13 protein-coding genes are annotated in these 22,135 nt (G+C 67.2%); 9 read left to right on the top strand and 4 right to left on the bottom strand.

Annotated features, from left to right (window positions below):
- Positions 1-14: 14 nt before the first annotated feature.
- On the bottom strand, positions 15-446 hold the full coding sequence (locus tag G6N57_RS15985) for a Zn-ribbon domain-containing OB-fold protein (protein ID WP_097926194.1): 432 nt from the start codon (positions 444-446) through the stop codon (positions 15-17).
- A 101-nt stretch (positions 447-547) separates the two neighbouring features.
- Between G6N57_RS15985 and G6N57_RS15990 the strand changes: the two genes are divergently transcribed.
- Positions 548-1,066 carry a VOC family protein gene (locus G6N57_RS15990; protein ID WP_077741487.1) on the top strand — a complete coding sequence of 173 codons (519 nt, stop codon included), beginning with the start codon at positions 548-550 and terminating at the stop codon, positions 1,064-1,066.
- Between the two features lie 88 nt (positions 1,067-1,154).
- Here the strand turns inward: G6N57_RS15990 and G6N57_RS15995 are convergent, their stop codons facing one another.
- On the bottom strand, positions 1,155-1,871 hold the full coding sequence (locus tag G6N57_RS15995) for an enoyl-CoA hydratase/isomerase family protein (protein ID WP_077741486.1): 717 nt from the start codon (positions 1,869-1,871) through the stop codon (positions 1,155-1,157).
- A gap of 58 nt (positions 1,872-1,929) precedes the next feature.
- Between G6N57_RS15995 and G6N57_RS16000 the strand changes: the two genes are divergently transcribed.
- The 5 genes from G6N57_RS16000 to G6N57_RS16020 all read left to right on the top strand — a co-directional run bounded on the left by G6N57_RS16000 (position 1,930) and on the right by G6N57_RS16020 (position 7,895).
- On the top strand, positions 1,930-3,471 hold the full coding sequence (locus G6N57_RS16000; protein WP_077742062.1) for an AMP-binding protein: 1,542 nt from the start codon (positions 1,930-1,932) through the stop codon (positions 3,469-3,471).
- Positions 3,472-3,550: 79 nt separating this feature from the next.
- Complete coding sequence (locus G6N57_RS16005) at positions 3,551-4,741, top strand: amidohydrolase family protein (RefSeq protein WP_077741485.1); 1,191 nt, start codon at positions 3,551-3,553, stop codon at positions 4,739-4,741.
- 3 nt (positions 4,742-4,744) lie between these two features.
- Positions 4,745-6,223, top strand: a complete 1,479-nt coding sequence (locus G6N57_RS16010) for a FadD3 family acyl-CoA ligase (protein WP_077741484.1) — start codon at positions 4,745-4,747, stop codon at positions 6,221-6,223.
- A 143-nt stretch (positions 6,224-6,366) separates the two neighbouring features.
- Entirely contained in the window at positions 6,367-7,224 is an 858-nt protein-coding gene (locus tag G6N57_RS16015; protein ID WP_097926195.1) for an Rv1363c family protein, read from the top strand.
- Positions 7,221-7,895 carry a twin-arginine translocation pathway signal gene (locus G6N57_RS16020; RefSeq protein WP_407665937.1) on the top strand — a complete coding sequence of 225 codons (675 nt, stop codon included), beginning with the start codon at positions 7,221-7,223 and terminating at the stop codon, positions 7,893-7,895. The genes G6N57_RS16015 and G6N57_RS16020 overlap by 4 nt, the downstream gene beginning before the upstream one ends.
- Before the next feature lie 130 nt (positions 7,896-8,025).
- On the opposite strand, the gene G6N57_RS16025 is transcribed toward G6N57_RS16020, so the two are convergent.
- Positions 8,026-8,604 (bottom strand): AfsR/SARP family transcriptional regulator, encoded by a 579-nt coding sequence (locus tag G6N57_RS16025; protein ID WP_077742060.1) that lies wholly within the window; start codon positions 8,602-8,604, stop codon positions 8,026-8,028.
- A gap of 202 nt (positions 8,605-8,806) precedes the next feature.
- On the opposite strand from G6N57_RS16025, the gene G6N57_RS16030 reads away from it, so the two are divergent.
- Positions 8,807-10,027 (top strand): low temperature requirement protein A, encoded by a 1,221-nt coding sequence (locus G6N57_RS16030; protein ID WP_077741482.1) that lies wholly within the window; start codon positions 8,807-8,809, stop codon positions 10,025-10,027.
- Here G6N57_RS16030 and G6N57_RS16035 read toward each other — a convergent pair.
- A complete protein-coding gene (locus tag G6N57_RS16035) occupies positions 10,012-11,280 on the bottom strand; it encodes an MFS transporter (protein ID WP_077741481.1) in 1,269 nt (422 codons plus the stop codon). The genes G6N57_RS16030 and G6N57_RS16035 overlap by 16 nt on opposite strands.
- A 318-nt stretch (positions 11,281-11,598) precedes the next feature.
- Here G6N57_RS16035 and G6N57_RS16040 point away from each other — a divergent pair, with 318 nt between their 5' ends.
- Positions 11,599-12,213 (top strand): MerR family transcriptional regulator, encoded by a 615-nt coding sequence (locus G6N57_RS16040; RefSeq protein WP_234815746.1) that lies wholly within the window; start codon positions 11,599-11,601, stop codon positions 12,211-12,213.
- Positions 12,214-12,883: 670 nt separating this feature from the next.
- Complete coding sequence (locus G6N57_RS16045; protein WP_077741479.1) at positions 12,884-22,126, top strand: type I polyketide synthase; 9,243 nt, start codon at positions 12,884-12,886, stop codon at positions 22,124-22,126.
- Positions 22,127-22,135: the final 9 nt, after the last annotated feature.

Consider the following 22,135-nt stretch of genomic DNA (forward strand, 5'->3'; position numbering starts at 1 on the left):
GTTGCGCGGCCTTTCTAGACGGGCTGGAAGGCGAAGGTGACAATCTCGTTGCCTTCTTCGTCTGTGGTGAAGGGGATGATGGTGAGTTCGACGTCCATGCCGAATTGCAGTTTGGCAGGGTCGTTTTCGGTGAGCCGGCCCTCGACACGAATCACCGGGCCGGTGTCGTCGGCGAGTTCGACCAGTCCGACGCCGAAGGGCACGAAGGCTTTTCCGGTGGGCCCCTTGTAGGGGGCGCCGGGCGGAAATCCCTGGGTGGTCCAGGCGATGACGGTGCCGCGGCGGGGCAGGCGCACCTGTTCGGTGTTGCTGCCGGAGCACTTGGGGCAGCGGGCCTGGGCCGGGAAGGTGGTGGCCGTGCAGTCGGTGCAGCGGCTGCCGATCAGCTGAGGTTCGGCGTCCGGCCACGTCGAAATCTCGGGCGCCAGAGCAATCTGTGTTGACACGTCGCTGACGATAACTGGAAATGCAATTCTCGTCTAGTGAGAACCTGCTCTCGGTAAGCTCGCAAACCGCAGCTGAGACAGCACGGACACAAGGAGGCGGCATGGGCGAGGTTCTACCGGGCGAGGTCCGCCAGATCGGGTACGTGGTGACCGACCTGGACGACGCCATCGCCGGCTGGCTCAAGATGGGCGTCGGCCCGTGGTTCGTGATCCGCAACCTGCCGCAGCGGGTGACCTATCGGGATGCGCCGTGCGAGGTGAAACTGTCCCTCGCGTTGTCCAACAGCGGTGACCTACAGGTCGAGTTGATCCAACAACTGGACGAGACGCCCAGCATCTTCACCGAGTTCCTGACCGCCACCGGCGGTGGATTTCACCAACTTGCTTACTGGGCAGAAGATTTCGACGCTGTGATGGCCAAGCTGGCCGGGGCCGGCTGGCCGCAGGTGTGGTCCGGCGGCGAGGGGGAGGGGGTGCGCTTCGCCTACTTCGAACCGCCGACCGGGGCCGCGATCGTCGAGATCATGGAATTGACCGAGGCCTCCGCCGGTATGGGCGCCTACGTCCGTGAGCAGGCTGCCTCCTGGGACGGGGCCGATCCGGTCCGGGAGTTGGGCTGACCCCCGCCGAAACGGCATTCCAGCAGGCCGGTAGTCGAACTTTGTCTGCCGGAATGCCATTTCGGCGGGAAGGGGCGGCGGGAAGGGGCTACTTGCCCTTGTTCATCACCTTGTCCGCGGCGGCCCAGTGCTCATCGGAGCACCAGAGTCGGGCGAACGCGGCGACCGCCTCCGTCGTCGACACTCCGTTGATCACGCGCTTGACCTCGCCGGCCTGACGCCGGGCCAGCAGTTGCGCCGTCGTCCGCCACGTCTCGGCGAATTCGGCTCGGGGGATCAGCTGGTCGATCAGCCCGACCTGCTCGGCTTCGCGGGCGCCCAGGATGCGGCCGGTCCCGGCCAGCAGTAGCGCCCGGCTTGGGCCGACCAGTTTGGCGAGCCGTTCGGCCCCGCCCCAGGCCGGCATGATCGCCAAAGCCACCTGATTGAAGCCGATCTTGATGTCATCGGCGGCGATTCGGATGTCTGCTGCCACCGCCACTTCGGCCCCACCGCCGAGCGCGTGGCCGTTGAGTGCCGCGACGACCGGTCCGTCGAAACCTGCGATGCGGTCGCAGATCGTGCGCATCCGCCAGGCCATCTCGGAGGCCTCGAGCTCGGTGCGCAGTGCCGCCAATTCCTTGAGGTCGCCGCCGGACACGAAGGCGCGGTCGCCGCCACCGGTGATCACCAGGGCGCGGGCGCCGACAGCCCCGTCCAGCGCCTTGTTCAGCGCATCCATGGTGTCCAGCGAGATGGCGTTGCGTGCCTGCGGGCGGTCGATCGTGATGACCGCCAGTTCGCCGTCGATTTCAAGGTCGACCATCAAACGTTCTCCAGTTCCGGGATTGGCATTCTCGTTTGATGAGAATAACATCACCGATGTGCGCGACATCCCCGTTGAGCTGACCAAACGGTACGTCGAAGAAGGCTGGTGGCGGCCGGAAACCCTGGGCCAGATGCTGGCCGACGGTCTGGCGGCCAGCCCCGATGCCGGGTTCTACGTCCATTCCGGGACCCGTCCGTATCAGGGCACGTTCGGGGAGGTCGAGCGCACAGCCCGGCGCCTGGCCGCCGGGCTGCGGGATCGCGGCGTCGGACCCGGCGACGTGGTGGCCATGCAACTGCCGAACTGGATGGAGGCCGCGGTCGCGTTCTGGGCCTCGGCGTTCCTGGGTGCGGTGACGGTTCCGATCGTGCACTTCTACGGACGCAAGGAACTCGGCCACATCATGGCCACGGCCAATCCGAAGGTATTCATCACCACCGAGCAGTTCGGCCGGATGAAGTTCGAGCCCGATCTGTGTGCCGAGGTCCCGATCGTCGGTCTGGTCGGTCAATCTTCGTTCACCGACCTGCTCGCCGACGAGCCCATGAGCGGCACGCTGACCGCGGACCCGGCGGCGCCTGCGCTGATCGCGTTCACCTCCGGGACCACCCGAGAGCCCAAGGGCGTCATCCACAGTCATCAGACACTGGGCTTCGAAACCCGCCAGCTCCTGGAGAACTACCCGCCGGACCGCGGTCGTCAGCTCACGGCCACGCCCGTCGGGCACTTCATCGGGATGCTCGGCGCGTTCCTGATCCCGGTGCTCGAGGGCGCGCCGATCGATCTGTGCGACGTCTGGGACCCGGGCAAGGTCCTGGAGCTGATCGAGCGGGATGAGCTGTCGATCGGCGGCGGGCCACCGTATTTCGTCACCAGCCTGATGGACCATCCGAAGTTCGACGAACGCCATCTGGCCCGGTTCACCACCGTCGGCCTGGGTGGCTCGACGGTGCCGGCGGCGGTCACGCGGCGGCTGGCCGATCTGGGCCTGTTCGTCTTCCGCTCCTATGGCAGCACCGAGCATCCGTCGATCACCGGATCGGGCGCCGGGGCTCCGGAGGCCAAGCGGTTGTACACCGACGGGAACGTGCGTCCCGGTGTCGAGATCCGGCTCGGGCCGGACGGCGAGATCTTCAGCCGTGGACCGGATCTGTGCCTCGGCTACACCGACGATGCGCTCACCGCAAAGCATTTCGACGCCGACGGCTGGTACCGCACCGGGGACATCGGGGTGCTGGACGAGGACGGGTACCTGACAATCACCGATCGCACCACCGATCTCATCATCCGCGGCGGCGAGAACATCAGCGCGCTGGAGGTCGAGGAGGTGCTACTCGGCCTGCCGGACGTGATCGAGGCGATCGTGGTGGCCGCGCCTGACGCACGCCTGGGGGAGCGGGTGGCCGCGGTGCTGCGGGTGCGCGAGGGCGGCACGATGCCCACCCTCGATCAGGTCCGGTCGCATTTCGAGTCCAACGGCGTAGCCCGGCAGAAGTGGCCGGAAGAGCTACATCTGGCCCAAGACTTTCCCCGCACGGCCAGCGGGAAGGTGCAGAAGTTCGTCATCCGTCAGGAGATTGCTGCAATCGCCCGGTGAGCAGCCCTCGGGCAGAGATGGGGATTGCGGCAGGTATCAAGTGAGAATATGATTCTCTCGAATTGCAAAGGAGTTTTCCATGGGGCAACTGTCGCATAGGGTCGACATTCCGTTTCCGCTGTTCGACGCGGACAACCATCTCTACGAGCCGCCGGAGGCGATGACCAAGTACCTCCCCAAGGAGTACAAGGACCTCGTCCAGTACGTGGAGGTCAACGGCCGCACCAAGATCGCGATCGACGGCCACATCAGCAACTACATCCCGAACCCGACCTTCTCGCATGTCGCCAAGCCGGGTGCTTGGGAGGAGTACTTCAAGTTCGGCAACCCGGATGGCAAGAGCAAGCGCGAGCTGTTCGGTGAGCCGATGCGGTCCATCCCGGCATTCTTCGAGCCGGCTCCCCGCCTGGAGCTGATGAACGAGCTCGGCGTCGATCGCTCGCTGATGTTCCCGACGCTGGCCAGCCTCATCGAGGAGCGGCTGCGCGACAACCCGGTCGCCATCCACGTCATCATCCACTCGCTCAACCAGTGGCTCGATGAGGTCTGGGGCTTCAACTACCAGAACCGCATCTTCGTCACCCCGGTCATCACCCTGCCGATCGTCGACAAGGCGATCGAGGAGCTGGAGTGGGCGGTCAAGCGCGGTGCCCGCGCCATTCTGGTTCGACCCGCCCCGGTGCCCGGCTTCCGCGGCCCGCGCTCGTTCGCGTTGCCCGAGTTCGACCCCTTCTGGGAGCGCTGCGTCGAGTACGACGTGTTCGTCGGCATGCACTCCTCGGACAGCGGCTACTCGCGCTACACCTCGGAATGGGACGGCACGGTGCAGGAGATGCTCCCGTTCCAGACCAACGCCATGTCGATCCTCAACGAGTGGCGCCCGATCCAGGATGCCGTGGCCTCCTGGGTCATCCACGGTGCGCTGTTCCGCCACCCGAAGCTCAAGGTCGGCATCGTCGAAGCCGGCTCGAAATGGATGTTCCCGCTGCTGGATTCGATGGCAGAGGTGTACAAGAAGGCTCCTGAGGCTTTCCTCGGTAACCCGATCGAGGAGATCAAGAACCGCATCTACGTCAGCCCGTTCTACGAGGAGGGTATCGACGATCTGATCAACCTCATCGGTGTCGATCAGGTGCTGTACGGCTCCGATTGGCCGCACCCGGAGGGCTTGGCGGAGCCCACCCACTACGTGACGGCGCTTGAGCACCTCGCTGTGGAGGATCAGGCCAAGATCATGGGTGGAAACCTGGGCCGCCTCGTCACCACCTAACGGGTGGCGAACTGGCAGACCATCCCCGAGATGGTCTTGAGTGCGGCGGACCGGTTCGGCGACGCCGAAGCTGTCGTCGACGGTCCGCTGCGTCTGTCCTTCACCGAACTCGTCGAGCGCATCCGGAAGGCTTCGGGTGCGTTCGCCGAGTTCGGCGTCGCCAAGGGGGACCGGGTCGCGGTCTGGGCTCCCAACTCGGCCGAGTGGATCATCGCGGCCTTCGGCATCATGGCCGCAGGCGGCGTACTGGTCCCGGTCAACACCCGGTTCAAGACCGACGAGGCCGCCGACGTGGTGGCGCGCAGCGGCGCCAAGGCGGTGATGGTCCAAAAGGGTTTCCTCGGGCAGGATTTCACGTTCGCCGAGACCGATGTCGATGTCCCGGCCATCGACCTGAAGTCGGACTTCCTGACCAGTGGCAGCCCTTTCACGCGGGATGTGGCGCCCACCGACATCGCCGATGTCATCTTCACCTCGGGCACCACCGGCAGGCCCAAGGGCGCGATGATGAACCACCGCCAGACGCTGCGGGCCTACGAGGAGTGGGCCACCCTGGCGGATCTGCGCGAGGGCGACCGCTACCTGATGATCAACCCGTACTTCCATACTTTCGGGTTGAAGGCAGGTCTGGTGGCGTCATTCCTGCGGGGCGCGACGATGCTGCCGGTGGCCGTTTTCGACGTCGAGAACGTCGTGGAACTCATTGAGCGCGAACGCATCACGATGCTGCCCGGCCCGCCCACGCTGTACCACTCGCTGCTGGCCGTCGCGGACAGCGATCGGCTCTCGACGCTGCGGGCCGGGGTGACCGGCGCCGCCGACATCCCGGTGGAACTGGTGCGTCGAATCCGAGACGACCTGCCGTTCCAGACGTTGATGACCGGCTACGGCCTCACCGAGGCGGGCAACGTCACGCTGTCCCGGCCCGGCGACTCAGCCGAGGACGTGGCGACCACCGCCGGGCTGCCGTGTGAGGGGGTCGATGTCCGCATCGCCGACGACACCGAGGTGCTGGTGCGCGGATACAACGTGATGCAGGGCTACTTGGATGATCCGACGGCCACCGCTGAGGCGATCGACTCCGACGGCTGGCTGCACACCGGCGACCTCGGCGAGTTCACCGAGTCCGGTCGGCTGCGGATCGTGGGACGCAAGAAAGACATGTTCATCGTCGGCGGATTCAACGCCTATCCGGCCGAGATCGAGGGGTTCCTGCTCGAGCATCCGGCGATCGCGCAGGTTGCGGTTATCGGCGTCCCCGACGAGCGGATGGGCCAGGTCGGCAAGGCGTTCGTGGTGCTGCGGGACGAGCCGGGTGCTTCGGGGACCGCCGCCGAGGAATTGATCGCCTGGAGCCGCGAGCGAATGGCCGGCTACAAAGTGCCCCGGTATGTCGAGTTCCTCGACGAACTACCACTCAACGCCACCGGCAAGGTGATGAAGAATGAGCTTGAGGCGCAGGTAGCGGCCAATTCGGGCTAAGTGAACGCACAGCGCGTAAACATCATTTCCGCAGGTAAATGGCCATTTAAGTGCCTACCGCCGATGATGTACTCTCGGGTCACTACCGCAAACTGATAACGTAATTCTCGTTAAGCAGGCTGCTGAACGGACAGGAGGTCGGCATGCCGTCCCGCAAGCCTTCGTCGCCGGTACTCGATACTAGCGAAGATGACGCGTCACCGAGCGACGCACAGAAGTTGGCCGAACAGGCCGAAGCGGAGGCGGCCGAGGCCGTGGCGGCCGCCGCACGCGCCCGGGCCCGCGCCATCCGGTTGCGCAACGAGGCCGCTGCCGACCCCGCGGACGTCACCGAGTCCGACGACAGCACGACCGATGGCACCGATACCCCGGAGATCATCGACACGACCGCGGTAGACGCGGAGTCAGAGGCCGTCGAGGCCCCACCGGTCGAGGAAGCCGAAGGAGCGGAAACCGGGCCCGACGCGGAAGCAGTCGAGGCGAAGTCGTCGCGCCTGCCGCGGGTGCGGGTGTCCCGTCTGTTCTGGAAGGTGCTGGCGAGCTGCCTGACGCTCATCGTCATCGCCGGACTGCTCGCCGCCAGCGGCTGGATGATCTGGCACCACCGCCAGGCGCAGCATCGCGAGCAGTTGACCGCCGAGTACACCGCGGCGGCCCGCCAGACCGTCGTCACGCTGATGTCGCTGGACTTCAACCACGCCCAAGATGCCGTCAAGAACATCCTCGACAACTCCACCGGCGAATTCCGGGAAGATTTCGAGGCTCAGTCGAAAGACTTCGTCAAGCTGGCCCAGGACGCGAAGGTGGTGACCGAGGCCAACGTCACCGGCGCCGCCGTGGACAGCATGAGCGACGACAAGGCCGTCGTCCTCGTGGCGGTGAACACCAAGGTCACCAACACCACCGGGGCCAATCAGCAACCGCGCCCGTGGCGGGTGGCCGTGGACATGGTCCGCGAGGGTGACCAGATGAAGCTGTCGAAAGTCGAGTTCGTGCCGTGAGCCTGGATCAGGAAACCAAAGAGACCGTGAAAGACGACACCTCGACGGCCGTCGAGGTCGACGACACCGAGGTGACCGCCGAGACGGAAGAGACCGTCGAAGCCGCCGAGGAACAGGCTGAAGCCGATACGGCGGACGACACCGACGCGGCCGCTTCCGAGCCCCCGGGAGGTTGGCTCCAGAAGCTCAAGAGGCAGTGGTTCCCGCTGGCACTCGTGGTCGCGCTGATCGTGTCGGCCGCTCTGGCCGGATGGCTGTACTTCGGTCAGTTCCGCACCGATCAGCAGACCGGGCCGGCCGCGTCGGCGACGGTGCTCAAGGCTGCGAACGACGGCACAGTCGCTCTGTTGAGCTACGCGCCCGACAGCCTCGACCGCGATTTCACCGCCGCCAAGTCCCACCTGACCGGGGACTTCCTGTCGTACTACACCCAGTTCACGCAGGAGATTGTCGCTCCCGCCGCCAAGCAGAAGTCGGTCAAGACCGCCGCGGCCATCGTGCGCTCGGCTGTCTCGGAGATCCACCCGGATTCGGCGACTGTGCTCGTGTTCGTCAATCAGGCCACCACCAGCGCCGAGAACCCCAACGGGAGCTTCGCGGCCAGCGCCGTCAAAGTCGGGATGAGCAAGATCGACGGCAACTGGCTGATCTCGTCGTTCGACCCGGTGTAGCGGCCGGTGCCGCGGGATCAGTCCTGCGCGTGACGCTCGTACGCCCAGCGCTCCAGCCAGGTCTGTAGTTCGTGCACGGCCAACGCTGTGATCAGCGCGCTGACCCCGGCGAGGACGAGCAGTAGCGCAGTCATGGCCGGCACCCCGCGTTGTCGTTGTGGTGGCGGCCGCCGTGCGACCCCGGACGTGAGCCAGGGACCGCGTAGTGCGTTACCTGCCTTGCGGGGCTGTCTGGCGCGTCCAGGACCGATCGTTTGATGGCCCGATAGCGGTCGCGCTCGGCGGCACACCAGGGGTCGGGCCAGCCTTCGAGCAGGTCGCCGCTTCGTGCCAGCCGGCGCAGGACAGGGTGACTGGTCGCAGGTGCCGGACGTCCGTCGATCACTGCCATTGCCTCGTGCAGCGCGAGGGCCTCGTGCCAGTCGACCTTCACCTCGGGAGCCAGGCTGACGTATTGATGCTCCACCACGAGCAGGCAGTCGGCGCCCAACGGTCGGAGTCGCCACAGGGCGGAGCGCAGTGAGGACACCGCCTTCTGCGGCGGGCTGCCGGGCCACAGCAAGTCGCACACCCAGCTACGGTGCAGCTCGCGACGCTTCACAGCGGTCAGTGCCACCAACCGGCGACATGACGGCGGCAGCACCACCGGCTCCATGTCTCGGTAGACGGCGAACTCGCCGAGGAGGTTCAGCGTGAATTGCTTGGACACACGATCATCCTCGAGCCTGGCCGCGGCCATGACATCAGTAGTGCACTACCTGTATTTGGCGCACAATTCCGCCACCACGCCGTAGACAATCCGTGGCCCGATGCCCTGATGCGGTGGAATTGCGGTGAGATCTGGCGAGAAAGGGACATACAAGGTGAACGAGGAGAGGCCGAGTCCGGTTCAAACTCACCGGTTGAGCCGGATGACCGGACGTGACCCGCATGAGCAGCACCGGGTGGCGACCCCGCTGGAGCTGTTGTTCGACCTGACCTTTGTGATCGCCTTCGGCGTGGCGGCCTCGCAGCTCGCGCACCTGATGGCGGAGGGGCACGTATCGGCCGGACTCGCGGGTTTCGGGTTCTCCGCCTTCGCGATCTGGTGGGCGTGGATGAACTTCACCTGGTTCGCATCGGCCTATGACACCGACGACTGGATCTACCGGGTGATGACGATGCTGCAGATGGTCGGCGTCATCATCCTGGCCATGGGCATCCCGCCCGTCTTCGCCTCCATCGAACACGGCGGGCACGTCGACAACGTGGTGATGGTGGCCGGTTATGTGGTGATGCGAATTGCCTTGGTGGGGCAGTGGTTACGGGCCGCCGTGCAGGATCCGCCCCGCCGGTCCGCTTGCCTGACCTACGCATCCGCCGTCGTCATCGCCCAGATCGGGTGGGTGGTGCAGATCTTCGTCCAGACCTCCCTGACGGTCTTCTTCGTCACCGCATTGGTGCTGATGGTCGTGGAGATCGGCGGGCCGATCCTGGCCGAGCGCCGGATGGGCGGCACCCCATGGCACGCCCATCATGTCGCCGAGCGCTATGGACTGCTCGCGATCATCGCGTTGGGCGAGGGAGTGGTCGGCACGGTGGCATCCCTGACCGCGGCGGTGGGGGAGCACGGCTGGTCCACCGATGCGATCCTGCTCGTAGCCTCCGGTATCGGGCTGACCTTCGGGATGTGGTGGGTGTACTTCCTGGTGCCGGCCGGGGCGCTGCTGCATGCCCAGCGCACGCTGTCGTTCTGGTACGGGTATCTGCATCTGGCGGTGTTCGCGGCGATTGTGGCCACCGGCGCGGGATTACACGTGGCGGCTTACTACATCGACGGTGAATCGAAGCTGGATTCCGTCGACACCGTGCTGGCAGTGGCGATCCCGGTGGGCGTCTATCTGGCGGCGATGTTCGTCATCTACTCGTTCTTGGTGGCGGATTTCGATCTGCTGCACGCACTTCTGCTGGTGCTGGCCGCGGCCGCCCTTGTGGCTGCGGTGGCGCTCGCCGCCCATGGGACGCCGATGGCGGTCTGTCTGCTGGTCGTCACCGCGGCACCGGTGGTCGTGGTCATCGGGTTCGAGGCGGTCGGGCATCGGCACGCCGCCGAGATCGTCGGCCGGCGCCTTGATGTTCACCGGCCCGGGTGAGTCTCGAAGCTTTCCAACAGCATTCGTTCCTGCTCGGCGGCCAGCAGCCGTCGGGTCTTGGTGCGGGTGATCAGGATTCCGATCGTGGCCAGGATCCACACCGCGTATTGCACCGACCAGGCCAGCCGGAACGACGCGAACGAGTAGCTGTCGGTGCCGGACAGGATCAGGCCCATCGCCTGCATCACGAGGAGCGCAGCCAGGAAGCCGCCCATGTTCACCATGCCCTGGGCCGTGCCCAGCGTGTGGCTCGGATTGAAGGTCCGGGCGAAGTCGAAGCCGACCATCGAACCCGGGCCGCCCACCGAGATGACGACGATGAGCACCACCAACAGCCACACGGGCGCCGGGCCGGGCAAGGCCAGCACCACGGTCCAGATCAGGGCATTGCTGGCGATGATCCACAGCACCAACCGTGACCTGCGGTGCGGATGACGGCCGGTGAATATGCCGATCATGATTCCGGCCGAGATGGCGGCGACCACCGAGACGGTCAGCAGGGAGCCTGCCGCGGTCTCCGAAAGTCCCTGCGCCACCGTCAGGTAGGGCACTCCCCACATCAATGCGAACACCGTTACCGAGAACTGGGTGCCCATATGGGTGAAGAATCCGAGCCTTGTTCCCGGCCGCAGCCAGACGGTCTTGATGCGGGACAGGGTGGTGTGCAAGGAGATCGGCTCGGATGTCAGCGCGGAACCGTGCGGCGTATTGCGAATCAGGGCCAGCGCCAACACGATCACCACGATGCCGAAGGCCGCGACCGACAGGTATGCCGGCGTCCAGCCGGAGCCGGTGAGGATGGCGAGGAATGGGACCGCGGAAAGGACCTGCCCCAACTGTCCGCAGATTCCGGTCAGCTGCGCGACCAACGGGACGCGCTGCGGCTCGAACCAGTACGGCACCAGGCGGAGAACCGAGATGAAGGTCAATGCGTCGCCCAGACCGACGATGGCCCGGGCACCGATGGCAGCCGGAAGCGATTCGCTGAGCGCCAGGACGAGCTGGCCCGCGGTCATCAGCGCGGCCCCACAGACGATGAGTGCACGAGACCCGAACCGGTCCAACAGTAATCCGGCCGGAACCTGGGCCGCGGCGTAGACGATCACCTGCAGCACGACGAACGTGGACAGCACACCCGGGCTCGCGGCAAACCTGTCAGCGGCCTGCAGACCCGAGACGCCGAGCGTGGTGCGGTCGAGGACCGCGATGATGTAGGCGAGTAGCCCGGCGGCCCAGACGATCCAGGGACGCACGCGGGCACCTTTCGTCAAATGTGTTTGTCGGGGCAGACGTACATGCTCTCGCACCGCGGGCGCCGAAGCGAACGCGTTTCTTTGTGGCGGCTGTGAATTTGGTCTCCGGACCGGCTTTGCGGCGATTCATAAAGTTGGCTGAAAATGCATGCTCGCGTTGAAATTGTGGCGGGTGGGACTGCATATTCGCAGATCGTCGGGCTACTTTGGAACGCGCCGGAAGATCGATGCATCTTGGTGTAAATTCGCTCAGGGCATTAACGGAGGAGTAGGGTGTCGGCATGAATCGATGTTCAAACCGACGCGGAGGACGTCGGCTTGGTTGAGTATCGTCTTGAGGATCTGGCGCGCATTTCCGGCGTCAGCGCTCGCAATATCCGCGCTTATCGTGAGCGCGGACTGTTGGATTCGCCGCGCCGCGTCGGGCGCTCGGCGTACTACGGCGAGCGGCACCTGGCGCAGTTGACGGCGATCAGCCAGCTACTGGCCAAGGGTTTCAACTCGGCGCACATCGCCGAGTTCTTCGCAGGCTTGCGCAGCGGCAAGGACCTGCCCGGCGCCCTGGGGATCGAAGCTTCGGACTGGGGCCGTCCGAAAACACTGGCACTGAATGTGGATCCGGCCGACGATGATGTCCGCACCCTCGTGGACTTCGGGTTGCTACATATCGTCGACGGCGCCGTGGAGATGTCCGACCCGGCGCTGGCCGCACTGGTCGCCGACGCCGAGGACCAGCGGCGCTGCATCCGCATCATCGCCCACCTCGCTCGGTCGACGGACGCGGCGATCGATCGGGTCGCCGAGTCGGTTGTCGATGCGCTCTCCGAATGCCGAGGCGGCTCGTCCGATACCGACCTGCGTGAGCTGGCCCGGGCCGTCGTCTCGGTCGGGCTGGAACGGTCCCTGCGGACGGGCCTGGCCACCGCCGATTAGTCCGGCCCAGAACCGGCTGGTGCAGCTGTGATCCCCGCCGGCGACATCCGCACGTCAGGCGCCATCGGAGCGATTCGTGTTGGCGGGATCGGGGTCGACGTCAACCACGTCCTCAAGCCGCGATTCGGCCGGTGGGACTGAAATTGTTACCGACGAGTAAGATAATCCAGCAAACTTTTTGTTCGGACGCTCAGGATTCGCTAGACAGAATCGGCCCGATTGTCTGCTGGTTCACGGCCACTTCGAGGCCTTCGATGTGGCGGAAAATTTAGATAACGATTCGATAACAATACTGCCTTGATCTGCGCAGTTGTGGCTACTCGACCGTAACCACCTGCCAACAGGACGTTTGTCCCGAATGGCTTTGGCCGCCAGTCGGTGCCGCGTTACGTTACCGGCGGTTACCCATGCGTAGAACTCGCCAGTAACCAATCTGGGCGGAAAACGCCCACTCCTTCTTATGACACTCTTAGTACGGCGGGAATGCGAGTGACACCGTCCGGAGACCTCCGGCGGCCTGTGTTCCAGCCTGATTCGACGCTGAATCGCCGTTGGCCTGTCGCCGGGCAGCCACACCGCCCCAGACACGCAGACACCGAAGACCGCACGCGACAGCCATACGCGACCCCATTCACCGCAGAACCACAGCAGCACCGAGGAGATAGCGCCAGTGACGATCTACGAACACGACCGGGTGTCCGCCGGTCGCAACGACGATGAAGGATCCGTTGGTCGCCAGGCTGACTCCACCCATGCCCTCGTGGACCGGCTGAGCGCCGGAGAGCCCTACGCCGTGGCCTTTGGTGGCCAGGGCAGCGCCTGGCTGGAGACTCTTGAGGAACTGGTGTCCTCGGCCGGGATCGAGGCCGAGCTGGCGACCCTGGCCGGCGAGGCCGAATTGCTGCTCGAGCCGGTTGCCGCCGAACTCGTCGTGGTGCGGCCCATCGGGTTCGAGCCGCTGCAGTGGGTCCGGGCCCTGGCCGCCGAAGAGCCGGTGCCGTCCGACAAGCAGCTGACCTCGGCCGCTGTCTCGGTGCCTGGTGTGCTGCTCACCCAGATCGCCGCGGTGCGTGCCCTGGCACGACAGGGCATGGACCTGGTGGCCACCCCGCCGGTCGCCGTCGCCGGGCATTCCCAGGGCGTGCTGGCCGTCGAGGCTCTGGCCGCCAAGGGCGCCAAGGACGTGCAGCTGCTGGCGCTGGCGCAGCTGATCGGTGCCGCGGGCACCCTCGTGGCCCGTCGCCGCGGGATCACCGTGCTGGGTGACCGCCCGCCGATGGTTTCGGTGACCAATGCCGAGCCCGAGCGCATCTACGAGCTGCTCGAAGAGTTCAGCCAGGACGTGCGCACCGTGCTGCCTCCGGTGCTGTCGATCCGCAACGGCCGGCGCTCCGTTGTGATCACCGGCACACCCGAGCAGCTGTCGCGGTTCGAGCTGTACTGCAACCAGATCGCTGAGAAGGAAGAGGCCGAGCGCAAGAGCAAAGTCCGCGGCGGCGCGGTCTTCGCCCCGGTCTTCGACCCGGTGCAGGTCGAGGTCGGTTTCCACACCCCGCGCCTGGCCGACGGCATCGAGATCGTCGCGCGTTGGGCCGAGGCCGTCGGCATCGACGTCGAGCTCGCCCGCGCGATGACCGAGGCCATCCTGGTCAGCCAGGTGGACTGGGTCGACGAGATCACCGAGATCAGCGAGGCCGGTGCCCGCTGGATCCTCGACCTCGGCCCCGGCGACATCCTGACCAGACTGACCGCCCCCGTGGTGCGCGGGCTCGGCATCGGGATCGTGCCCGCCGCCACCCGCGGTGGCCAGCGCAATCTGTTCACCATCGGCGCCGTGCCCGAGGTGGCCCGGCCGTGGTCGAGCTACGCCCCGACCGTGGTGAGCCTGCCCGACGGATCGGTCAAGCTCTCGACCAAGTTCACCCGACTGACCGGACGCTCGCCGATTCTGCTGGCCGGTATGACCCCCACCACAGTCGACGCCAAGATCGTCGCGGCTGCAGCAAACGCGGGCCACTGGGCCGAACTCGCCGGCGGCGGGCAGGTCACCGAGCCGATCTTCAACGACCGCATCGCCGAGTTGGGCGATCTGCTGGAGCCCGGCCGGGCCATTCAGTTCAACACGCTGTTCCTCGATCCGTACCTGTGGAAGCTGCAGGTCGGCGGCAAGCGCCTGGTGCAGCGGGCCCGTCAGTCCGGCGCGCCGATCGACGGCGTCGTCGTCAGCGCCGGCATCCCGGACCTGGAAGAGGCGGTCGAGCTGATCGGCGAGCTGAATGATCTGGGCATCAGTCATGTGGTGTTCAAGCCGGGCACCGTCGAGCAGATCCGCTCGGTCATCCGGATCGCGGCCGAGGTGCCCACCAAGCCGGTGATCGTGCACATCGAGGGCGGCCGTGCCGGTGGTCACCACTCGTGGGAGGACCTCGACGACCTGCTGCTGGCCACCTACTCCGAGCTGCGCAGCCGGTCCAACATCACCATTTGCGTCGGCGGCGGCATCGGCACCCCCGAGCGCTCCGCCGAGTACCTGTCCGGCCGCTGGTCGGCCGCCCACGGCTACCCGCTGATGCCGATCGACGGCATCCTGGTCGGCACCGCCGCCATGGCCACCCTCGAGGCCACCACCAGCCCGCAGGTCAAGCAGCTGCTGGTGGACACCAAGGGCACCGAGGCATGGGTGGGTGCGGGCAAGGCTTCGGGCGGCATGGCCTCCGGCCGCAGCCAGCTCGGCGCCGACATCCACGAGATCGACAACACCGCGTCGCGTTGCGGCCGGCTGCTCGACGAGGTGGCCGGTGACGCCGAAGCGGTGGCCGCCCGCCGCGACGAGATCATCGCCGCGATGACCAACACCGCCAAGCCGTACTTCGGTGACGTCGCCGACATGACCTACCTGCAGTGGCTGCGCCGCTACATCGAACTGGCGATCGGCGAGGGCAACAGCACCGCCGACACCAAGCGCGACGACTCGCAGTGGCTGGACATCACCTGGCGGGACCGCTTCGAGCAGATGCTCAAGCGCGCCGAAGCCCGTTTGCACGCACAGGATTTCGGTCCGATCGAGACCCTCTTCGACGACGAGCAGCTGCTCGAGGACCCGAAGGGCGCACTGGCCGCGCTGGTCTCGGCCTACCCGGACGCCGCCTCCGTGCAGCTGCACCCGGCCGACGTGCCGTTCTTCGTCGAGCTCTGCAAGACGCTGGGCAAGCCGGTCAACTTCGTCCCGGTCATCGACAAGGACGTTCGCCGTTGGTGGCGCAGCGATTCGCTGTGGCAGGCCCACGATGCGCGCTACGACGCGGACCAGGTCTGCGTCATCCCCGGCACCGCCGCCGTGGCCGGCATCACCCGGGTCGACGAGCCCGTCGGTGAGCTGCTGGACCGCTTCGAGCAGGCCGCCGTCGACGAGGTGCTGGCCGCAGGCGCCCAGCCGCAGGCCGTGCTGTCGCGCCGTCAGGGCCGCGACGACGTCACCGGCCCGCTGGCGGTGTTGCTCGACGCCCCCGACGTGTTGTGGGCCGGTCGCACCTCGGTCAACCCGGTGCACCGGATCGCGCCGGCCGCCGAGTGGCAGGTGAACGAGAACCGTTCCGCCACAAACCCGTCCACCGGGGCCCGGCTCGAGGTCGCCGACGATCGGCACGTGGTGCTGTCGGTGCCGTTGTCGGGAACCTGGATCAACATCCGGTTCACCCTGACCGAGGCCATCCGCAGCGGTGGCGCACCGGTCGTCGAGGTCGCCGATGCCGCGACCGCGATGCGCTCGGTGCTCGCGATCGCCGCGGGTGTCGACGGACCGGACGCCCTGCCGCAGGTCGTCGACGGGACCGCCAAGGTCACCGTGGCGTGGAACCCCGAGCAGGTCGCCGATCACACCGGTGTCACCGCGACCTTCGGTGCGCCGCTGGCGCCGACGCTCACCGTCGTGCCGGACGCGCTGGTCGGACGCTGCTGGCCCGCGGTGTTCGCCGCGATCGGTTCGGCCGTCACCGACTCCGGATTCCCGGTCGTCGAGGGCCTGCTGAGCCTGGTGCACCTGGATCACGCCGCGCACCTGCTGGCTGAGCTGCCGACCGAGCCGGCCGAATTGACCGTCACCGCAACGGCTTCGGCCGCCACCGACACCGAGGTCGGCCGGGTGGTTCCGGTTGAGGTGGTCGTGAAGGCAGCCGATGGCACCGAGCTGGCGAAGCTGGAGGAGCGGTTCGCGATCCGCGGCCGTACCGGCGAGACCGAGCTGACCGACCCGGTCCGGGCCGGTGGGGCGATCTCCGACAATGCCACCGACACCCCGCGCCGGCGCCGTCGCGACGTCACGGTCGGTGCGCCCGTGGACATGCGGCCCTTCGCCGTGGTGTCCGGTGACCACAACCCGATCCACACCGACCGGGCAGCGGCGCTGCTGGCCGGCCTGGAATCGCCGATCGTGCACGGCATGTGGCTGTCGGCCGCGGCGCAGCACGTCCTGACCGCCACCGACGGCAAGCCGATTCCGCCGGCCAAGCTGGTCGGCTGGACCGCCCGCTTCCTGGGCATGGTCAAGCCGGGCGACGAGGTCGACTTCCGCGTCGACCGGGTCGGAATCGACGTCGGCGCAGAGGTTGTCGAGGTTCAGGCCCGCATCGGGTCCGAGCTGGTGATGGCCGCGACCGCGCGTCTGGCCGCACCCAAGACCGTCTACGCGTTCCCCGGCCAGGGCATCCAGTCCAAGGGGATGGGCATGGAGGTCCGGGCCCGGTCCAAGGCCGCCCGCAAGGTGTGGGACAAGGCCGACAAGTTCACCCGCGAGACGCTGGGCTTCTCGGTGCTGCACGTGGTCCGCGACAACCCCACGTCGTTGATCGCTTCCGGTGTGCACTACGAGCACCCCGAGGGCGTGCTGTACCTGACCCAGTTCACCCAGGTCGCCATGGCCACCACGGCCGCGGCCCAGGTCGCCGAGATGCGTGAGCAGGGCGCGTTCGTCGAAGGCGCGATCGCCTGCGGTCACTCCGTCGGTGAGTACACCGCGCTGGCCTGCGTTTCCGGCGTCATCGAACTCGAAGGTCTGCTGGAGGCGGTGTTCCACCGCGGCTCCAAGATGCACGACATCGTGCCGCGTGACGAGCGGGGCCGGTCCAACTACCGGCTGGCTGCCATCAGGCCGTCGCAGATCGACCTCGCCGACGAGGACGTCGAGAGCTTCGTCGCCGAGATCGCCGAGCGCACAGGTGAATTCCTGCAGATCGTGAACTTCAACCTGCGCGGTTCGCAGTACGCGATCGCCGGAACCGTGCGCGGTCTGGAGGCGCTGGAGGAAGAGGTCGAGCGTCGTCGCGAGATCAGCGGCGGCAAGCGGTCGTTCATCCTGGTCCCCGGCATCGACGTGCCGTTCCACTCCAGCGTGCTGCGGGTGGGCGTGGACGACTTCCGGCGCAGCCTGGAACGCGTCCTGCCGCGCGACCGCGATCCGGAGTTGGTCGTCGGCCGCTACATCCCGAACCTGGTGCCCCGGCCGTTCACGCTGGACCGCGACTTCATCCAGGAGATCCGCGACCTGGTCCCGGCCGAGCCGCTCGACGAGATCCTCGCCGACTACGACACCTGGCGTAACGAGCGGCCGATCGAGTTGTGCCGCAAGATCGTCATCGAGCTGCTGGCTTGGCAGTTCGCCAGCCCGGTGCGCTGGATCGAGACCCAGGACCTGCTCTTCATCGAGGAGGCCGCGGGCGGACTCGGGGTGGAGCGGTTCGTCGAGATCGGTGTGAAGAACGCGCCGACGGTCGCCGGACTGGCCACCAACACGCTCAAGCTGCCCGAATACGCCCACAGCACCGTCGAGGTGCTCAACGCCGAGCGCGATGCCGCGGTGCTGTTCGCCAGCGACACCGATCCGGAGCCGGAGCCCGAGGTCGAAGAATCGGCCCCGGCGGCGGAATCCGAGTCTGCTCCTGCCGCCGAGGCAGCACCGGCTCCGGCGGCCGCACCTGCCGCCCCGTCCGGTGGCCCGCGGCCCGACGACATCACGTTCGACGCGGCCGACGCCACGGTGGGTCTCATCGCGCTGAGCGCCAAGATGCGCATCGACCAGATCGAGGCCCTGGACTCCATCGAGTCCATCACCGACGGTGCGTCCTCGCGTCGCAACCAGCTGTTGGTCGACCTGGGTTCCGAGCTGAACCTGGGCGCCATCGACGGTGCCGCCGAGGCGGATCTGGGCGCGCTCAAGGGACAGGTCAGCAAGCTGGCCCGTACCTACAAGCCGTTCGGTCCGGTGCTCTCTGACGCCATCAACGATCAGTTGCGCACGGTGTTCGGGCCGTCGGGCAAGCGCCCGGGCTACATCGCCGAGCGGGTCACCAAGACCTGGGAGCTGGGTCCGGGCTGGGCCAAGCACGTCACCGTCGAGGTGGCGCTGGGCACCCGTGAGGGCAGCAGCGTTCGCGGCGGCGACCTGGGTGGTCTGCACCCGGGCGCGCTGGCCAGTGCGGCCGACGTCGACAAGGTCATCGATGCGGCGGTGGCTGCGGTCGGTGCCCGCCAGGGTGTGCCCGTGAGCCTGCCCTCGGCCGGCGGTGCCGGTGGTGGCGGCGTGGTCGATTCGGCCGCACTCAACGAGTTCGCCGAGAAGGTCACGGGTCCCGACGGCGTGCTGGCCTCGGCCGCGCGCACGATTCTGGGCCAGCTCGGCTTGGATGTTCCAGTCACCCCGTCCGATGGCTCCGCGACCGATGCCGAACTGATCGACCTGGTCACCACCGAACTCGGTTCGGACTGGCCGCGATTGGTGGCTCCGGCGTTCGACGGCAAGAAGGCCGTCGTGTTCGACGACCGCTGGGCCAGCGCCCGTGAGGACCTGGTCAAGCTGTGGCTCGCCGGCGAGGACGAGATCGACACCGAATGGCCGCGCCTGTCGGAGCGGTTCGAGGGTGCCGGGCATGCCGTTGCCACGCAGGCGAATTGGTGGCAGGGCAAGGCTCTCGCCGCCGGCCGTACCATCCACGCCTCGCTGTTCGGTCGCATCGCGGCCGGCGCTGAAAACCCCGGAACCGGTCGGTATTCCAACGAGGTCGCCGTGGTGACCGGTGCGTCGAAGGGCTCGATCGCCTCGGCGGTCGTCGGGCAGCTGCTCGACGGCGGCGCCACCGTCATCGCGACCACCTCGCGTCTGGACGACGATCGGTTGGCGTTCTACAAGGAGCTGTACCGCGAGAACGCCCGTTTCGGTGCCACCCTGTGGGTGGTCCCGGCCAACATGGCGTCGTACTCCGACATCGACAAGCTGGTCGAGTGGGTCGGTAGCGAGCAGATCGAAAGCCTTGGGCCGCAATCGATCCACCTCAAGGATGCGCAGACCCCGACGCTGCTGTTCCCGTTCGCCGCACCGCGCGTGGCCGGGGACCTGTCGGAGGCGGGTTCACGCTCCGAGATGGAGATGAAGGTGCTGCTGTGGGCCGTTCAGCGGCTCATCGGCGGGCTGTCGACCATCGGTGCCGAGCGTGACATCGCCTCGCGTCTGCACGTGGTGCTCCCGGGCTCGCCGAACCGCGGCATGTTCGGTGGCGACGGTGCGTACGGCGAATCCAAGTCCGCGCTCGACGCGCTGGTGAACCGGTGGAGCGCCGAGTCGTCGTGGGCCGAGCGGGTCAGCCTGGCGCACGCGCTGATCGGCTGGACCAAGGGCACCGGACTGATGGGGCACAACGACGCCATCGTCAGCGCGGTCGAGGAAGCCGGTGTCACCACCTACAGCACCGCGGAGATGGCAGCCATGCTGCTGAACCTGTGCACGGTGGAGGCCAAGGTGGCCGCGGCTGAAGCGCCCATCAAGGCGGACCTGACCGGCGGTCTCGGCGACATCAAGATCGACATGGCCGAGCTGGCCGCCAAGGCCCGGGAAGACATGGAAGCCAAGGCTTCTTCGGCCTCCGAGGACGACGAGAACGAGGGCACGATCCCGGCCCTGCCGTCCCCGCCGCGCGGACACAACCCGGCGCCCGCGCCGGAGTGGGCCGATCTCGACGTCGACCCGGCCGACCTGGTGGTCATCGTCGGTGGCGCCGAGCTCGGACCGTACGGATCGTCGCGGACCCGCTTCGAGATGGAGGTCTCCGGCGAGCTGTCGGCGGCCGGTGTGCTGGAGCTGGCGTGGACGACCGGTCTGGTCAAGTGGGAAGACGACCCCAAGGCCGGCTGGTACGACACCCAGACCGGTGAGCTGGTGCCCGAATCGGAGATCGTGGAGCGCTACCACGACGCCGTCGTAGAGCGTTGCGGTATCCGCGAGTTCGTCGACGACGGCGCGATCGATCCCGATCACGCCTCGCCGCTGCTGGTCAGCGTGTTCCTGGACAAGGACTTCTCGTTCGTGGTCTCCAGTGAGGCCGACGCCCGGGCGTTCGTGTCCTTCGATCCCGAGCACACTGTGGCCCGGCCGGTGCCGGACTCCAGCGACTGGCAGGTGATCCGCAAGGCGGGCACCGAGATTCGGGTTCCGCGCAAGACCAAGCTGTCGCGTACGGTCGGCGCCCAGATCCCCACCGGGTTCGACCCGACGGTGTGGGGCATCACCCCGGACATGGCCAACTCGATCGACCGGGTTGCGCTGTGGAACATCGTGGCGACCGTGGATGCGTTCCTGTCCTCGGGCTTCACCCCGACCGAGCTGATGCGCTGGGTGCACCCGAGCCTGGTGGCGTCCACGCAGGGCACCGGCATGGGCGGCATGACCTCGATGCAGACCATGTACCACGGCAACCTGCTGGGCCGCGCCAAGCCGAACGACATCCTGCAGGAGGTGCTGCCGAACGTTGTTGCGGCACACGTCATGCAGAGCTACGTCGGTGGCTACGGCGCCATGGTCCACCCGGTCGGCGCCTGCGCCACCGCGGCGGTGTCGGTCGAGGAGGGTGTGGACAAGATCCGCCTCGGCAAGGCCGACCTGGTGATCGCAGGCGGCTTCGACGACCTGACGCTGGAAGCGATCATCGGCTTCGGTGACATGGCTGCCACGGCCGACACCGAGATGATGCGCGCCAAGGGCATCAGCGACTCGAAGTTCTCCCGTGCCAACGACCGTCGTCGCCTCGGCTTCCTGGAAGCCCAGGGTGGTGGCACCATCCTGCTGGCCCGCGGTGACCTCGCCGCCAAGATGGGCCTGCCGGTGCTGGCGGTCGTCGGCTACGCGCAGAGCTTCGCCGACGGTGTGCACACCTCGATCCCGGCTCCGGGCCTGGGTGCCCTTGGCGCCGGGCGCGGCGGCAAGGACTCGCAGCTGGCCCGCTCGCTGGCCAAGCTGGGCGTCGGCGCCGACGACATCGCGGTGATCTCCAAGCACGACACCTCGACGCTGGCCAACGATCCCAACGAGACCGAGCTGCACGAGCGGCTGGCCGACTCGATGGGTCGCTCGGCGGGCGCCCCGCTGTTCATCGTCAGCCAGAAGACGCTGACCGGGCACGCCAAGGGCGGCGCCGCGGTGTTCCAGATGATGGGTCTGTGCCAGATCCTGCGCGACGGCGTCATCCCGCCGAACCGCAGCCTGGACTGCGTCGACGACGAGCTGGCCACCTCCGGCCACTTCGTCTGGGTGCGCGAAGCCCTCGACCTGCGTGGGAAGTTCCCGCTCAAGGCCGGTCTGGTCACCAGCCTCGGCTTCGGTCACGTGTCGGGTCTGGTTGCCCTGGTGCACCCGGAGGCGTTCATCGCGGCGCTGGATCCGGCCGAGCGCGACGACTACCGCAAGCGTGCCGAGCAGCGCACGCTGGCCGGTCAGCGTCGACTGGCCGGGGCGATCGCCGGTGGGCGTCCGATGTACGAGAAGCCCGCCGACCGCCGGTTCGACCACGATGTGCCGGAGAAGCGTCAGGAAGCAGCGATGTTGCTGAACGCGGACGCCCGACTCGGAGACGACGATCTCTATGTGCGGTGAGTCCGTGCA

Source organism: Mycolicibacterium boenickei, from assembly GCF_010731295.1.
In the GTDB taxonomy this organism is placed as follows: domain Bacteria; phylum Actinomycetota; class Actinomycetes; order Mycobacteriales; family Mycobacteriaceae; genus Mycobacterium; species Mycobacterium boenickei.

Bases quoted from the DNA above. Each gene is read 5' to 3' on its own strand.
- G6N57_RS15990 (WP_077741487.1), top strand. From the start codon at position 548: ATGGGCGAGGTTCTACCGGGCGAGGTCCGCCAGATCGGGTACGTGGTG.
- G6N57_RS15995 (WP_077741486.1), bottom strand. From the start codon at position 1,871: ATGGTCGACCTTGAAATCGACGGCGAACTGGCGGTCATCACGATCGAC.
- G6N57_RS16015 (WP_097926195.1), top strand. From the start codon at position 6,367: ATGCCGTCCCGCAAGCCTTCGTCGCCGGTACTCGATACTAGCGAAGAT.
- G6N57_RS16030 (WP_077741482.1), top strand. From the start codon at position 8,807: ATGACCGGACGTGACCCGCATGAGCAGCACCGGGTGGCGACCCCGCTG.
- G6N57_RS16005 (WP_077741485.1), top strand. From the start codon at position 3,551: ATGGGGCAACTGTCGCATAGGGTCGACATTCCGTTTCCGCTGTTCGAC.